This is a genomic window from Slackia equolifaciens, from assembly GCF_003725995.1.
Taxonomy (GTDB): domain Bacteria; phylum Actinomycetota; class Coriobacteriia; order Coriobacteriales; family Eggerthellaceae; genus Slackia; species Slackia equolifaciens.
Genome location: NZ_QIBX01000001.1, coordinates 68467 through 83523, shown reverse-complemented (window position 1 = coordinate 83523; position 15057 = coordinate 68467). Strand labels below are relative to the sequence as shown.

Annotated in this window: 14 protein-coding genes; 12 read left to right on the top strand and 2 right to left on the bottom strand. The window is 62.9% G+C overall.

From position 1 onward, the window contains the following. The first annotated feature begins 228 nt into the window (after nucleotides 1-228). The 11 genes from DMP06_RS00330 to DMP06_RS00280 all read left to right on the top strand — a co-directional run bounded on the left by DMP06_RS00330 (nucleotide 229) and on the right by DMP06_RS00280 (nucleotide 12133). Nucleotides 229-1560, top strand: a complete 1332-nt coding sequence (locus tag DMP06_RS00330; protein WP_245962300.1) for a bifunctional folylpolyglutamate synthase/dihydrofolate synthase — start codon at nucleotides 229-231, stop codon at nucleotides 1558-1560. Nucleotides 1561-1919: 359 nt separating this feature from the next. Beyond that, nucleotides 1920-2780 (top strand): DegV family protein, encoded by an 861-nt coding sequence (locus DMP06_RS00325; RefSeq protein ID WP_161957762.1) that lies wholly within the window; start codon nucleotides 1920-1922, stop codon nucleotides 2778-2780. Nucleotides 2781-2801: 21 nt separating this feature from the next. Further along, nucleotides 2802-3284 carry a MarR family winged helix-turn-helix transcriptional regulator gene (locus DMP06_RS00320; RefSeq protein ID WP_123207758.1) on the top strand — a complete coding sequence of 161 codons (483 nt, stop codon included), beginning with the start codon at nucleotides 2802-2804 and terminating at the stop codon, nucleotides 3282-3284. 71 nt (nucleotides 3285-3355) lie between these two features. Then, the gene (locus tag DMP06_RS00315; protein WP_123207757.1) at nucleotides 3356-3577 is read left to right on the top strand and encodes an acyl carrier protein; all 222 of its coding nucleotides are present in this window, start codon (nucleotides 3356-3358) and stop codon (nucleotides 3575-3577) included. 49 nt (nucleotides 3578-3626) lie between these two features. Next, nucleotides 3627-4601 (top strand): nitronate monooxygenase, encoded by a 975-nt coding sequence (locus tag DMP06_RS00310; protein ID WP_123207756.1) that lies wholly within the window; start codon nucleotides 3627-3629, stop codon nucleotides 4599-4601. Between the two features lie 3 nt (nucleotides 4602-4604). Then, nucleotides 4605-5534, top strand: a complete 930-nt coding sequence (locus DMP06_RS00305; RefSeq protein WP_123207755.1) for an ACP S-malonyltransferase — start codon at nucleotides 4605-4607, stop codon at nucleotides 5532-5534. Between the two features lie 314 nt (nucleotides 5535-5848). Next, nucleotides 5849-6631, top strand: coding sequence for a 3-oxoacyl-[acyl-carrier-protein] reductase (gene fabG / locus DMP06_RS00300; protein WP_338056778.1), 783 nt, complete (start codon nucleotides 5849-5851; stop codon nucleotides 6629-6631). Next, nucleotides 6628-7890 carry a beta-ketoacyl-ACP synthase II gene (gene fabF, locus DMP06_RS00295; protein WP_123207754.1) on the top strand — a complete coding sequence of 421 codons (1263 nt, stop codon included), beginning with the start codon at nucleotides 6628-6630 and terminating at the stop codon, nucleotides 7888-7890. The genes fabG and fabF overlap by 4 nt, the downstream gene beginning before the upstream one ends. 318 nt (nucleotides 7891-8208) lie before the next feature. Further along, entirely contained in the window at nucleotides 8209-8646 is a 438-nt protein-coding gene (gene fabZ / locus DMP06_RS00290; protein ID WP_123207753.1) for a 3-hydroxyacyl-ACP dehydratase FabZ, read from the top strand. 102 nt (nucleotides 8647-8748) lie between these two features. Then, nucleotides 8749-11238 (top strand): acetyl-CoA carboxylase, carboxyltransferase subunit beta, encoded by a 2490-nt coding sequence (gene accD, locus DMP06_RS00285; protein ID WP_220092507.1) that lies wholly within the window; start codon nucleotides 8749-8751, stop codon nucleotides 11236-11238. A 415-nt stretch (nucleotides 11239-11653) separates the two neighbouring features. Further along, nucleotides 11654-12133 carry a MarR family winged helix-turn-helix transcriptional regulator gene (locus tag DMP06_RS00280; protein WP_123207752.1) on the top strand — a complete coding sequence of 160 codons (480 nt, stop codon included), beginning with the start codon at nucleotides 11654-11656 and terminating at the stop codon, nucleotides 12131-12133. A gap of 522 nt (nucleotides 12134-12655) precedes the next feature. On the opposite strand, the gene DMP06_RS00275 is transcribed toward DMP06_RS00280, so the two are convergent. Beyond that, entirely contained in the window at nucleotides 12656-13435 is a 780-nt protein-coding gene (locus tag DMP06_RS00275; RefSeq protein ID WP_123207751.1) for a dimethylarginine dimethylaminohydrolase family protein, read from the bottom strand. 102 nt (nucleotides 13436-13537) lie between these two features. Between DMP06_RS00275 and DMP06_RS00270 the strand changes: the two genes are divergently transcribed. Continuing rightward, a complete protein-coding gene (locus DMP06_RS00270; RefSeq protein WP_148042465.1) occupies nucleotides 13538-13768 on the top strand; it encodes a hypothetical protein in 231 nt (76 codons plus the stop codon). 347 nt (nucleotides 13769-14115) lie between these two features. Here the strand turns inward: DMP06_RS00270 and DMP06_RS00265 are convergent, their stop codons facing one another. After that, nucleotides 14116-14700 carry a GNAT family N-acetyltransferase gene (locus DMP06_RS00265; RefSeq protein ID WP_123207749.1) on the bottom strand — a complete coding sequence of 195 codons (585 nt, stop codon included), beginning with the start codon at nucleotides 14698-14700 and terminating at the stop codon, nucleotides 14116-14118. Between the last annotated feature and the right edge of the window lie 357 nt (nucleotides 14701-15057).

Genomic DNA, 15057 nt, shown 5'->3' with positions numbered 1-15057 from the left:
GATTTGCACCGGATAAGAGAATTTCGGTGTCAAAATGACGCAAAGCTATAGGCATGTCCATGGTGGCTGCAGTCTGCCGCGATTGCATTGGCTGTGTCGGCATCGTTTGCATCAGAGTCGGTTGTGTCGGCATTGACCGTGTCCGCGTTTGCCGTGGTCGCGGTTTGTCTCGGTGGCTGCTAGCTGCTGCGGCGCATGTCGCTGAGTACATATGAAAGCGAGTTGCCTGTGTCAGATTTGGGCATGAGTGGAGTCGGCCAAGAATTCGATCCCAAGGCGTATCTCCAGCAGGGGGCGTGGCGCGATGTGAAGCTTGGGCTGCATCGCACGCGCGAACTGCTGGAGCGATTGGGGCGTCCGCAGGACGGTTTGCGTATCGTCCACGTGGCGGGCACCAACGGCAAGGGGTCTACGAGCGCGTTCATCGCGGGCATTCTGCAAGCGGCGGGCTATAAGACGGGCCTGTTCACCTCGCCGTACATCCTGCGTTTCAACGAACGCGTCCAGGTGAATCGGCGCGATATCTCCGACGAGGATCTGTATGAAGATGCATGCCGTGTGCGCGACATCGCGGAAGCGATGGACGAACGCCCCACGGCATTCGAGCTGATCACGGCTGTGGCGCTCGCGCATTTCGCGCGCGTCGGATGCGATGCGGCCGTGCTCGAGGTGGGGCTTGGCGGACGTCTGGATTCCACGAATGTGGTAGACCCTGTCGCCTGCGCCATCACGCCCATCTCGCTCGACCATACCCATGTGCTGGGCGGCACCATCGACAAGATCGCCCATGAGAAGGCCGGCATAATCAAGCCCGGCGTGCCCGTGGTATGCGCTCTCCAGACCGATGAGGCGATGGCGGTTATTCGCAACCGTGCGCGCGAGGTGGCCGCGCCGCTTATAGTGCCGCGTTTCGGTCGCGTTCATGCGCATGCGGAGGGCCTGCGCCAGGCGTTTTCCTATGACGGCATCACGGATGTGCGCTTGCGGCTTGCGGGGGTGTATCAGCCGAGCAACGCCGTTGTGGCCATCGAGGTCGCCCGCCTTCTGCGCACGCGCGGTTTTGACATTTCCGACGCTGCAATCAAGCAGGGTCTGGAGGCCACGCGTTGGCCGGGTCGCTTCGAGGTGGTGGGGGAGGCTCCCGTGGTCATCGTCGACGGCGGGCACAATCCCCAGGGCGCTCGCGCGCTGGCGTCTTCGCTGCGCGAGTATTTCCCACAGGGCGGTGTGACGTTTGCCATGAGCGTGCTGCGCGACAAGGATTACCGCTCGATGCTCGCGAGCGTGCTGCCCCTCGCCAAGCGCTTCTACTGCTGCGAGCAGGCGGATAATGAACGTGCGCTTGCGGCAGGCGATTTGGCTCAAGCGGTGCGCGAGGTTGCCGATAGCCTGGGGATTACCGCGCTTGAGGTGCATGTGTGCGCGAGCGTGGGCGACGCCGCTCGTTCGGCTCGCGAAGCTGCGGCGCGCGACGGCGATGCAGGCGTGGCCTGTTGTTTCGGATCGCTTTACGCCGTGCATGATATCTATGAGGCGTTGGGCGTGTCGTCTGATTCGTAAAAAGCCTTTTGTGGGCGTCGGCCTGTCGCGCTTGCCATCGGCATGCGCACTACGCAAGGCATATGCAAAGGTGAGCTTTCGGCTCCGCGCTCGCTCTCGGCTTCGTGCGGGATGAGCGCGGGAGTATTCTGCGGCATCGGCCCGTCGGCGTGCGTCGCGGGCCTTTTCATGGCAGCGCCTTCTGGGCGATTTTCGAAAGAAATATGGTTAGGTTATAAAATAGTTTGATTATCAAAACAATAAGGTATACTCCCTATCGGTTTTGACGGATGGCTGCGTTGCGCCTTGCGGTTTGGGGCGCCTGTCGCCCACGGGCGGCCGCGCGGAGTCCGTCGCAAGCGAGAGAAGGAGAGTACCGCGTGAAAATCGCTATTGTCACCGACTCGACGTGCGACTGGCATTTCGAGGATTACGCCGCCCGCGGCGTGACCATGGTTCCGCTGAAGGTCAACTTCGGCGGCGAGGAATCCTACACCGACCAGTACGAGATTTCCTGCGATGAGTTCTACGACAAGATGATCGCCTCCGAGACGCTGCCCACCAGCTCGCAGCCGTCTCCCCATGATTTCGCTCAGGCGTTCGAGCGCCTGGCGAGCGAGGGGTACGAGGGCATCGTCAGCATGCATATCGCCCCTACGCTTTCGGGCACCATTCAGGCCGCCGAGATCGCTGCCCAGACCTCGCCCATTCCGGTGCGCACGTTTGATTCCCGTGGCGCCGCCTCGCTTCTGGGCTTGCTCGTTGACAAGGCGTGCGAGCTGTGCGAGACCGACATCACGCTCGACGAGATGTGCGACAAGCTGAACGCCTACCGCGACTCCTGCCGCATCGTGCTCGCCCCCGAGACGCTGGAGAACCTCGTCAAGGGCGGACGCATGCCCGCCGAGGCGGCTAGCCAGGCCGGCATGCTCAACATTCGCCTCATCATCACCCTCACTGAAGAGAACGGCTTGGTGAACGTGCTCGACAAGGTGAAGGGCCAGAAGGGCCAGATTTCCGCCATGACCGATTACCTCACGTCCTATGTCGAGGAGCATGGCCCTGCGCGCGTGCGCCTTCTGCAGGCTCGCAATCAGAAGGGTATCGACAAGCTGGTCGACGCTCTCGCCGATGCGGGAGTGGACTACGAGACCGTTTCCGTCGACAACTGCGGCGCCATCATCGCCACCCATCTGGGCATGGGCACCCTTGGCATCGCCATGGCCCCGCGCGATCTGTAGGAAGGTTGCGGAAGGACGAGCATGACTGACACTGCTCTGGGCCGCCAGGAGGTCAACGACCTCTTGGTGGAAACGTTCAACAGCATTCTGCGCGTCGAGCAGGACGTGCTCAATAATCGGCTGACGGAAAGCCTCACCATCGCCGAGATCCATACCATCCATGCGGTGGGGCTCCATGATTCGAGCCCCATGAACGTGGTGGCCGCTCGGCTGGGGGTGACGCTCGCGACGCTCACTGCCTCGATCAACAAGCTTGTATCCAAGGGCTTCGTCACACGTTCGCGCAGCCAGGCCGATCGCAGGCAGGTTCTGGTTTCGCTCACGGCTCCGGGGCGCTCCGCCTATCGGACCCATGAGCTTTTCCACAAGCAGCTGGTGGACGCCGCCCTTTCGGTCCTTAGCCCCGAGGAGGAGGCCGTGTTCGCGCGGTCGCTCGTCAAGGTCAAGGAGTTTTTTGAAGAGCAGGAAAAGCGGCTGGTCACATCCGAGCGAATCGCGAAGTAAACAAATCGAAAGCAAGGTCTGAACCGAGTGGCGGGCCAAAACGAAAGATATCGAACGAAAGGAAGATCATCATGGCAACCATCGACATCGTCAAAGAGATTCTGTCCGAGAACCTCGACATCGACGCCGAAACCGTAACCCCCGAGGCCACCTTCGAGGGCCTGGGCATCGACTCCCTGGACATGGTGGAGCTCATTTCCGAGATCGAGGACCGCTGCGAGGTCGAGTTCGGTGAGCCTGAGGGCCTGGAGACCATCGAGCAGCTGTGCACCTACATCGACGGCCTGAAGTAGTTCCGCCGTTTCGGTGACCTGCAATACGATTTTTATTGGAGGCAGTATTTTGAAAACTCGTGTGACCGAGCTTCTGGGCACGAAGTACCCCATTATGCAGGGCGCCATGGCACGCATCGCCGACGGTAAGCTTGCGGGCTCCGTTTCGGCGGGCGGCGGCCTTGGCATCATCGCCTGCGGCGGCGCGCCGCTTGATTGGGTGGAGGAGCAGGTGAAGATCGCTCGCGGCATAGCGGGCGATGCCCCCATCGGCGCGAACGTCATGCTGATGGATCCCAACGCGGCAGAGCTTGCTGAGCTTTTGGCCCAGCTGCGCGTAGACGTGATCACCACCGGCGCCGGCAGCCCTTCTACATTCATCGGGCGCTGGAAAGAGGTGGGCGCCAAGGTTATTCCTGTGGTCGCCTCTTCCGCCCTTGCGGCTCGCATGGAAAAGTGCGGCGTCGATGCGGTTGTGGCCGAAGGCACTGAGTCGGGCGGCCATATCGGCGAGCTCACCACGATGGCGCTCGTGCCGCAGGTGTGCGACACCGTATCCATCCCCGTCATTGCCGCCGGCGGTATCGCCGACGGTCGCGGCATGGCGGCCGCCTTCGCGCTGGGCGCCGAGGGCGTGCAGGTGGGCACCCGTTTCCTCACCGTGGAGGAGTGCAGCGTGGCCGACGCCTACAAAGAGCGCGTGCTCAAGGCGAAGGATTCCGACACCGTGGTCACAGGACGCGGCAGCGGGCATGCGGTGCGCGGCCTGAAGAACAAGTGGGCGCGCGCCGTGCGCAAGCTCGAGGATTCCAACATGGGTTCCGACGAGCTCGAGCAGTACTATGTGGGCTCGCTGCGCCGTGCCGTCGAGGGCGACGTGGACAACGGATCCATGATGGCCGGTCAGGTGGCATGCCTGGTGCATGAGCGCAAGACCGCGGCCGAGGTGCTTCGTGAGCTCATGGAGGAAGGCTCCGCTCGCGGGGCGCTGGATCTTCAGGCGCTCGCCGATGCGAACGCCGCTCGCGCATCCAAGGAGGCGTAGGGCATGGGCAAGGTCGCATTCCTGCTTTCTGGCCAGGGCGCGCAGAAGCCCGGCATGGGCGTGGGGCTTCTGGATATCCCCGAAGCGCGCGAGGTGTTCGATGCCGCGGCCGATGTGTTCGGCTTCGACGTTGCAGACGCCTGCCTCAATGCCACGCCCGAGCGTTTGAACGACACGGCCATCGCTCAGCCCGCCATGTGCACGTGCTCGGTGGCAAGTGCTGCAGCGCTTCGGGCAGCCGGCGTTGAGCCGCAGTTCGTGGCCGGTTTCTCGCTGGGCCAGATTGGCGCGCTCGCCGTGTCGGGCATGGTGGGCGTCGAGGATGCGTTTCGCATCGCGGCGTTTCGCGCAGCGGTCATGGCCAAAGCGGCCGCCGAGCGCGATGGGGCGATGTGCGCGCTTATGGGCGGCGAGCCCGCCGAGGTGGAAGAGGTGTGCGAGACGTGCGCCGAGGGCGATGTGCTGGTGCCTGCGAACTACAACTCGCCGGGCCAGATCGTCGTTTCGGGCGATCGCGCCGCCGTTGCGCGTGCGCAGGAGGCCTGGGTCGCTCGTCCCAAGCATCGCGCCGCCATGCTGGCCACGTCCGGCGCTTTCCACAGCCCGCTCATGCAGAGCGCGGCCGACGAGCTCGCCGAGTTCCTTGCGGGCATCGAGTTTCGCGAGGCGAGCGTACCTCTGGTGTGCAACGTGGATGCTCGGCCTCTCGCCGCGGCGGATGCGGCTCACCATCTGGTCGCCCAGGTGGTGAGCCCCGTTCGTTTCGAGCAGAGCGTGCTGTGGCTTGCCGAGCAGGGCGTCGATACCTTCGTCGAGTGCGGTTTCGGCGGCGTGCTCGTAGGGCTGGTGCGTCGCACCGATAAATCCGCAGCTCGCTTCAAGGCCGAATCTGCGGAAGACATCGCCGCTGTGAAGGAACATCTGAGTGCTTAGTGCCATGGGGCGCGTGCGATGCGTGTGCCGTATTGGCGTGCGTGGCACGGTTCCATGATTCTGGGACATTTTCCAGGCCGATTTTTGGACAACTTTGCGGGTTGGCCGGAAAAACAAGGCGTCAAACCGAGCCGTCTTGCGCATTGTGCGGACAGAACCGACTGATTCTGGCGGTTTTGCCTACGCAGCGGCGCGCAGAACCGTCGATTTGCGCCAAACGCTGCCGGCTAACCTGTTGCGTTGTCCAAAAATCTTTCATTGGTTCGGGATTGCTCGACGACCGCATATGTTGGGCAGAGAGAAGGGTCCTTTCTATGGACGTAATGAATAAAGACGCCGCGTCGGCCGCTTCCTCCCAGGGGTGCGCGGTCGTGACCGGCGGCGCGCGCGGTATCGGTCGCGCGGTGTGCGAGGCTCTCGCCGCGGCCGGCTACGATGTGGCGGTTAACCACTCCCACGCCGGCAGCAAGGAAGCGGCCGAGGAAGTCGCTGCCCATCTGCGCGAGGCGTATGGCGTGAACGCGCTCGCCATTCAGGCCGACGTGTCCGTCTTCGACGAGGCTCAGGCTCTGATCAAAGACGCCGCCGAACAGCTGGGCGCCGTGAGCGTGCTGGTGAACAACGCCGGCATCACGCGCGACGGACTGCTCGTGCGCATGAAGGAAGAGGATTTCGACCGCGTGATCGCCGTCAACCTCAAAGGAACCTTCAACTGCTGTCGCGCTGCCGCCTTCGCCATGACCAAGGCGCGTCGCGGACGCATCATCAACATGTCCAGCATCTCCGGCATCCACGGCAATGCGGGGCAGACGAACTACGCGGCATCCAAAGCGGGCGTGGTGGGCCTCACCAAGTCGCTCGCCAAGGAGGTTGCCTCGCGCGGCGTGACCGTGAACGCGGTGGCGCCCGGATTCATTCAGACCGACATGACCGATGCCATGCCAGAGAAGGCGAAAGAGGCCGTGCTGGGCGGCATCCCCATGAAGCGCATGGGGCAGCCCGAGGACATCGCGGCCGTGGTGGCGTTTCTCGCCAGCGACGCGGCTGCCTACATTACGGGCCAGGTCATCGAAGTAGACGGAGGATTGGCACTATGACGGATATGCGTAAACCCGATGGCACGCATCGCGTGGTGATCACTGGCATGGGCGCCATTTCGCCTGCTGGCGCGGGCGTCGAGACCCTGTGGGACGCGCTCATGGCCAAGAAGCACTGCATTGCTCCCATCACGCGTTTCGACACCACTGATTTTGCGTCCAAGATTGCGGGCGAGATTCCCGATTACGACCCGCTGAACTTCGGGTTCTCCAAGAAGGACGCTCGTCGTCTGGCGCCGTTCGTGCAGTACGCGATGATCGCTTCCGACGAGGCCATGGCGCAGGCGGGCCTTGACATGGAGGCCGAGGATCCTACGCGCGTGGCATGCGTCTGGGGCAGCGGCATCGGCGGCATCGGCATGTTCGAAGAGGGCTGCATCGCGCTGCACGACAAGGGACCCAAGCGCGTGAACCCGCTGTTCATCCCCATCATGATCGAGAACATGGGCGCGGGCAACCTGTCCATTCGCTACGGCATGAAGGGCGATTGCCTGTCCATCGTGACCGCGTGCGCCACGGGCAACCACTGCATCGGCGAGGCTTATCGCCTGATTCGTCACGGCTATGCCGACGCGGCGCTTGCCGGCGGCAGCGAGGAATCCATCGTGCCCATCTGCCTGGCAGGTTTTGGCAACTTGGGCGCCATCACCAAGAACAACGATCCCGACACCGCCTCGCGCCCGTTCGATGTCGACCGTTCGGGGTTCGTGCCGGGCGAGGGCGCGGGTGCCGTGGTGCTCGAGTCGCTCGAGCACGCCATGGCGCGCGGCGCGCACATCATCGCCGAGGTGGCGGGCTTCGGCTCCACGGGCGATGCATACCACATGACCGCTCCCGAGCCTTCTGGCGAGGGCGCGGTGCGCGCGATGCGCCAGGCGCTCGCCGAGGGCGGCTTCACGCCGGATGACCTGGGCCATCTCAACGCTCACGGCACGTCCACTTCGGCCAACGACGCCATGGAGTCGGCCGCCATCAAGGCGCTGTGCGGCGAGGAGCGCGGCGCTCAGGTGCCCGTGACCTCCATCAAGGGCTGCACCGGCCACACGCTGGGCGCGGCGGGCGCGCTCGAGGCCATCGTGTGCGCGCTTTCCGTGGCGCGCGACTGCGTGCCGCCTACCACCGGCACCCAGAACGTTGACCCCGCGTGCGGCGTGAACGTTCCGCTCGAGCCCGTGACCGACTACCCCCAGAAGGTGGCGTTGAGCAACTCGCTGGGCTTCGGCGGCCACAACGCGAGCTTGGCTATTGCACCGTTTTAGGGATTTCGGCGGCTTAGCAGCCTCCGAACCGCTTGACGCTGCGGATGAATCTGGCGGCCATCTTGCCCTTCAATCGTCGCTTGCGTACCAAAGTACGCGGCGCTCCTCTTTCGGGGCAATATGACTCGCCAGATTCACCCTCGCTGACCTTGCGGCGATCAACAAGGTGGGGAGCTTTCTTTCGCTAGAGTTCCGGTATGCAGTAGGCTTGCATGGACATTCTGGCGACCTGCGGGTTTCGCGAATCGTTCTCGCGGGTATTGTTGCGATTGGCAAATTCAGGGGGTGGGGCATCCGCCTCCGCCTCAAGGAGGAAAAATGGATATCACGTATCCTTGCGGGAAAGAAGTCGTGGAGGCGGTGCTGCCTCATCGCGACCCGTTCGTATGGGTGAGCCGCGTGACGGCGTGCGTGCCCGGTGAAAGCATCGTGGCAGAGCTTGACGTCGATCCCGATCTGCCCCTGTTCAAGGGACATTTCCCCGGCCATCCGGTGCTTCCGGGCGTCATCATCATGGAGGCGCTTGCCCAGGCGGCGAGCTTCTGCATCCTGGTGGCCCAGCAACGCGAAGGTGCAATCGGCTTTCTGACCGGCATCGATGGCGCGAAGTTCCGCCATCAGGTGGCGCCCGGCGACACGCTGCGCCTTGAGGCGAAGATCGTCAAATCCTCCAAGCGCATGTGCGTAGCCGAGGTGTGCGCGTTCGTGGGCGGCAATGTGGCCGCCTCCGCGACGCAGAAATACGTATTGGCTTAACTCGGTGGCCTGGCAGGCGGTGGCTTGCCGGGCCTGCTTGCGGGGCAGTCCCGCAGCCTTGGCCCCGTGTGGGCCAGGGCGGTATGAAGGAAAGGGGATACCGTGGCGCGTCGCTCCAACAAGGCGGGCTATATCACAATCCCGCGTGAGATTCCCGGCGATGCGAGCAGCCTCGAGCGCATCGGCGAGCTGGTGGAATCCGCGAAGAACGAGTATAAATCCACGCACGCCATCGCCGACGGCATGGCGGGCGATGTGACGGGCGTTGACGCTGAAGAGCTGCAGAGCCTGGTCGACATCCGCATGAGCGGCTGCGATCGCGTGCTGGTGGTCGATCCCGGTCGCACGGCCGAAGGCGTCATGGCGGCATGCCGCGCGGTGGGCGTTGCCACGTGCATGGTGTACACGGAGGATATGGCCAAAGAGCCTCAGCTGCAGCTGGCCGATAGCAGCGTGTGCATCGGACCGGTGCGCGGCAAGGGCGCGTTCGAGGACAACTACCGCATTCTCTCGGCGGCAGAGGTGGCCAACGCGCGCGCCATCTTGCTGGTGGGAAGTCGCCTTGCATCCGACGAGCGCTTTGTGGGCATGGCGGTCGAGGCGGGTCGCAGCGTCTATCGCCTGGAGGCCGATGCCTCGGCGGTGACGTTCGGCGGCACGTCCAAGGCATGGGCCGTGTGCGACTGCCTAAAGTGCGAGCTGCCGCAGACCACGGCCGAATCGTGGACCGTGTGCCCCAAGTGCCGCAAGGTGTCTGACGCGGCACACGTGCGCGAGAACCACAAGGTGTGCCCCGATTGCGGGCATCATTTCCGCATGACGTCCACCGAGCGCATTTACGATCTGGTGGATGCCGAGAGCTTCGAAGAGTGGACCGACATCGAGGATGTTCCCGAGACCGACCCGCTCCAGTTCCCCGGCTATCTGGAGAAAATAGAGAAGATGCGCACCCGTACCGGCCTCTCCGAAGGCGTGCGTTGCGGCGGCGCCAAAATCGCCGGCATGCCGCTCGCGCTTGCCATCATGGATTCCACGTTCTTCATGGGGTCTATGGGCTCGGTTGTGGGCGAGCGTATCACGCGCACGGTGGAGCGCGCCACGCGCGAGCGCCTGCCGCTGGTGATCTTCACGTGCTCGGGCGGCGCTCGCATGCAGGAGGGCCTGGTGTCGCTCATGCAGATGGCGAAGATCTCCGCCGCAATCAAGCGTCACTCCGAGGCGCGTCTGCCGTATTTCGCGGTGATTACCGACCCCACCACGGGTGGCGTTACCGCGTCGTTCGCCATGCAGGGCGACGTGATCATCTCTGAGCCCCGCGCCCTCATCGGTTTCGCCGGGCGCCGCGTGATCCAGGACACCATCCGCCAGGAGCTTCCTAAGGAATTCCAGACGGCGGAATTCGCGCTGGAGCACGGTCTGATTGACGCCATCGTAGAGCGTTCGCGCCTGCGAGCCGCATTGGCCAACCTGCTTGCGCTTTACGAGGCCCGCGATGCTGATCTGCAACCGCTCCATGCGCCTCTGCATGCCCAGGCCCCGCGCGGCTACTCCGCCGTGAAGGCCGCTCTGGCGGCGCACCCCACCGCAAAAGAGGTGGAGGAGGGCGCCGTGTCGCCCGATGGCGACGAGATGCCTGCCGCGACGGGCGGGCTCGTGTCCGCTGCCGTGCGCGCCGTCGGCCGTGCCGTGACGCGCCCCTTGCGTCGTCCCAACGCGTGGGAGCGCCAGCGTATCGAGGAAAGCGGCAAGCGCGTGGCGGCCCTTCTTACGCTGCCCGCTCGCGGGGCTTCTCAAGACGGCGAGGGCGAGGACAATCCTGCCTGGCGCAGCGTACAGATTGCGCGCGATACGCATCGTCCTACGGCGTCGCACTACTTGGACGCGATGGTGGAGGGCTTCTTCGAGCTGCATGGCGACCGTGCCTTCGGCGATGACGGAGCGATTCTCGCCGGCGTGGGCTGGATCGGCGAGCGAGCCGTTATGTGCATCGCGCAGGAAAAGGGCCGCGACCTGCAGGATCGCATAAAACGCAACTTCGGCTGCCCCGAGCCTGAGGGCTACCGCAAAAGCTTGCGCCTCATGCGCTCCGCCGAGCATTTCAAGATGCCCATCGTGTGCATCGTGGATACGCAGGGCGCGTTCTGCGGCAAAGAGGCCGAGGAGCGCGGCCAGGGCAACGCGATTGCCGATAACCTGTTCGCCATGGCGGGCCTGCGCGTGCCCATCATCAGCGTGCTGGTGGGCGAAGGCGGCAGCGGCGGCGCGCTGGCTCTGGCGCTTTCGGACTGCGTCGCCATGCAGGAGCACGCGGTGTATTCGGTGCTTTCGCCCGAGGGCTTCGCATCCATCCTGTGGAAGGACCGCTCGCGTGCGCCTGAGGCGGCCGCGGTCATGCGCATGAACGCCTACGAGATCTTTGAGATGGGCATCATCGATGCGGTGCTCGAAGAGGGCGAGGGTTCGGCGAGCGCCAACCCCGAGCTTGCGGCTAACGCCGTCAAGCGCTACGTGACGCATCGCTTGGACGAGCTTGCAGAGGTGCCGCACGACTTGCTGCTCGAGCGCCGCTACAACCGTTTCCGCAAGTTCTAACGGGAGCGCTTCTTCTGAAACACAGCCAAGGCCCGGAATCGCTCCGGGCCTTTTTGCTTTTATCGGGAACTGCTTTGGCTCTGTCGATATTCTTTTTTGGTGTTCCTATAGTTTTGTCAATGGGTTCTGGGGCGTTTCTGCAACCGCCGCCGAACGGTCGGGGCGTCGGGGATCGTGGAAGCGGGGCGGAATGGCGGCGAGCTTGGATGACGATGTTTCCCAAACTATAATCATCTGTGAGAATATATTAAATCATAGATAATATGAATCAAGTCATCTACCTGGATAAATGTATATTCAATGCACTTTAACTGAATAATAGAGATGATGGTTGCGGTTGCGCCATAATACGCATCAACACAACGGAAACTGCCACACATGGCATATGGGTGGCTGAGCATGAGAGAAGGATGCAATGAGCAAGCAGACCAAAACGCTGGCGCAGCTGAAGAAATCTTCCAAGTTGGTGAACCGCGCGTTTCATAAGAACGGCCCCAAGAGCTACAAGCGCGGACAGGGTGCGCTGCTCAAAGTGCTGCACAAGCACGAGGGCGCTATGACTTCGCGCGAGCTGGTGGACGTGCTCTCGTTCGACCGCGCGGAGCTTAAGGCCGTGGTCAAGAAGGCCGTGCGCAATGGCTACGTGGAGATGTCCGATGTCGAGCAGCCGCGCACGTACAAGGTCACGTTGACCCAGCTGGGTGAAGAAATCGCTGAGAAGCGTTGCGCCAAGCACACCGAGGTGGCCGGTAACCTTCTCGCTGATTTTTCCGACGAGGAAATCGAGCAGCTCAACGCCCTCACCGAGAAGCTGATTCTTGCCGCCAAGGCTCAGGGCGCCCATGGCAAGCGTCGCTCCGTCAAAGCTGGCTGCAAGTGCAAGTGCTGCGACTAGCTTCAGCCAAACCTCATTCGCTTTCTTGGGGCCGATCCGTTAGGGTCGGCCTTTTTGTTGCTGAAGGAGTTGTTGCGGAGCGTCCAACGGAGGGGCGCATCGTAGTACCTGGGGCGTTCCTGTAGTTTTGCCAAGAGGTTTCGGAGGGCGTTCCCGCAATCTCCGCCGAGCGGTCGGGTGGCCACGAGGTGTTTGCGCGGGAACGCGCGGATCCCGACACCTGCGGCATTGAGACCGACCGTCTTGATACCGACGGCTTTGCGTTAGGGGCAAAGCCGCGGGCGTGGGCGTGCATCGGCGAACGAGGGCCGGATGGCGGTGCACGCGAAACAGCTCCGGCGAACGAGGAGCGGATAGCGATGCGCGCGAAACAGCGCCGGCGAACGAGAGGCCAGCGTCGCAGGCTAAGGTATGGCGGTGTATCGCCAAAACGAAAAAGCGGAACCCGTACTGCACGGGCTCCGCTTTGCAATAGCGCGCGATTTTGATGAAGGCGCGTAGTGGGCCAGAAAGGCTGCCTGATTAGAAGCGCAGGCTCAGGCAGCTCAGGCCGCCGTCGATCTTGCGATACTCGGAGGTGTCGACCACGAGCGTCTTGTAGCCGAGTTCTTGGACTTTTGCCAGCACGGTGGGGTAGCCCTCGGGCACGATGACGGTGCCGTTCACCCAAATGCAGTTGGCACCGTAGGCCTCCTCCTCGGGCACCTCGATCAGGTTGTACTTCTGGAATTCCGGCTTGGTCACGAACTCGCCGGCCACCAGCATGTTGTTGTCTTCCAGATAGTTCACGCCGGTCTTCAGGTGCAGCACGTACTCCAGCGGCACCTCGGAGCCGGAGAGCCCCCAGCCCTCGAGGATTTCGATGAACTGGCGGATGCCTTCCTCGTTGGTGCGGGCGGAGCGACCCACGTAGAAATGGTCTCCCACCATCATCACGTCGCCGCCCTCGAGCGTGCCGGGCGCGGTGATGTGGGCGATATGTTCGTCGTCAAAGAACTGGCGGATGGTGGGCTCCATCTCCTTGGCTTCGCCGTTGCGGCTGCCGGCGCCGGGGTTGTCGATGATGGCGCCGCAGCGGGTGATCACGGCGGTGTCCTCCACAAAGCAGCTGTCGGGGTATTCCTCCAGCGCGGGCAGCACGGTCACTTCCACGCCGCACTGCTTCAATGCCTCGATGTATGCGTCATGCTGCTCAATGGCCTTCTCATAGATGGGCTTGCCCAGCTCGGGAGCGCTGGTGATGCCGTCGCACAGCGACTTGCCGGGGCGGCGGACGATGACGTTTGTGAATTTCCTTGCCATTGGTTTCAGCCTTTCTGTAGCGTAAGTGCCTTCGCTGCTGCGCATTGCGCGGCGCTGGAGCTTCAGCATATGGTCTTTGCATTGTATACCCAAAAGGCAAGCGTGATGCAGGCAATGCTCTATTCCTTGATTCTTTGTCATGTTGCGACCGAAAGTCAAGGAATAGAGCACGCTATGGGTGCCGATGATGAAAGGCATTCCTTGATGGAGTATGTAATCCCAGGTGAAAAGGTGTTTTATGGAAGGGAATTTCGGTTGGAGCGCTTCCAGCGCGCAAAGGCGTGCTCTATTCCTTGCTTCTCGGGCACGGGCGGCGCAAAAACTGAGGAATAGAGCAATAGAGGGGGCTGCGGCGGTCCAATTGGGCGCGCATAGAGTTGTGCGGGGCTGCGGCGAGCTAATTGGGCGCGAATGGTGCTGCGCAGGGGATGTGGAGGTCCAATTGGGCTGGCATAGTGCTGCGCAGGGGATGTGGAGGTCCAATTGGGCTGGCATAGTGCTGCGCAGGGGCTGCAGCGGCCCAACTAGGCACGAATAGTGCAGCGCAGGTGCCGCGGCGGTCCAATTGGGCGCAGATGCGAGTCGGAGCTTCGGGGGGCGTTCTCGTCGGGGGGGGGGCGTTCTCGTTGCTCTTCGGCCTGACGGTCGTGGCGGTCCAATTGGGCGCAGATGTGGGGCGGCTAGGCCCCCTCGCGCAGCACCTTCTCAACCTTGGCAGGATCGAGCTTGGTGATAGGAATCACGGGGTCGGGTGCGCTGTCGAAATCGCCTATCAGCTTTTCGTAATGGCCAACATCGCGCCATTTGCCCAGCTTGAAGCCCACGTTGTCCATGAATCCCACACGGCGAAATCCCATGGAAAGGTGCAGCTTGTCGCTCGCCTCGTTGGGCTCGGTCACCTTGCCGTGCGCGCTGCGGATGCCCTGCATCTCAAGCAGCGTGAGCATGCGCGTGTACAGGGCGCGTCCCAGGCCGCGTCCGCGGCAATCGCGCGACAGGTATACCGAAAGCTCCACGGCCCAATCGTAGGCGGCGCGGCTGAACAGGCGGCTCGCATACGCATAGCCCATAGGCACGCCGTCTTCTTCCACCACGATGTAGGGGTAGATGCAAATGCGCTCCTCGATGCGGCGGCGAAACTCCTCGACGCTAGGCGCCTCGAGCTCGAACGTGATGGACGTCTCCACGTACGGGGCGTATATGGCCTGAAGCGCTTCGGCATCGTCAGGCGTGGCAAGGCGGAACGTGTACGTGGGTTCGCTCATCTGATGTCCTTTCTCGAGTTTGTTGGTCGGCGCGTGCGGTTTCGTGCGGCTTTATCTTGCTGGGCGCAAGCATTCATCCCGAACGCGAACATCCACCCATTCAGGCAATGCGGGCGTGCGCCAAGGCGCGCTTGGTAGCCTTGGCGCGCCCGGCATCCGTCCGCGTGATGCGGGCGGACGTCTCGGCGTGCATCGGGCATTTCGCGGTGCGCGTCGGAATCGTGCGACACGCGTTTCGAAGGTGCCGTCAAGACGTGGGGGGGGTGTTGCGAAGAAATGTGCTGAGCCGCTTGAAACATGCTGGAATAAAATGCGGGCATAGTATAGACCCTCGCGGGCGCGCTAGAAAGACGGGAT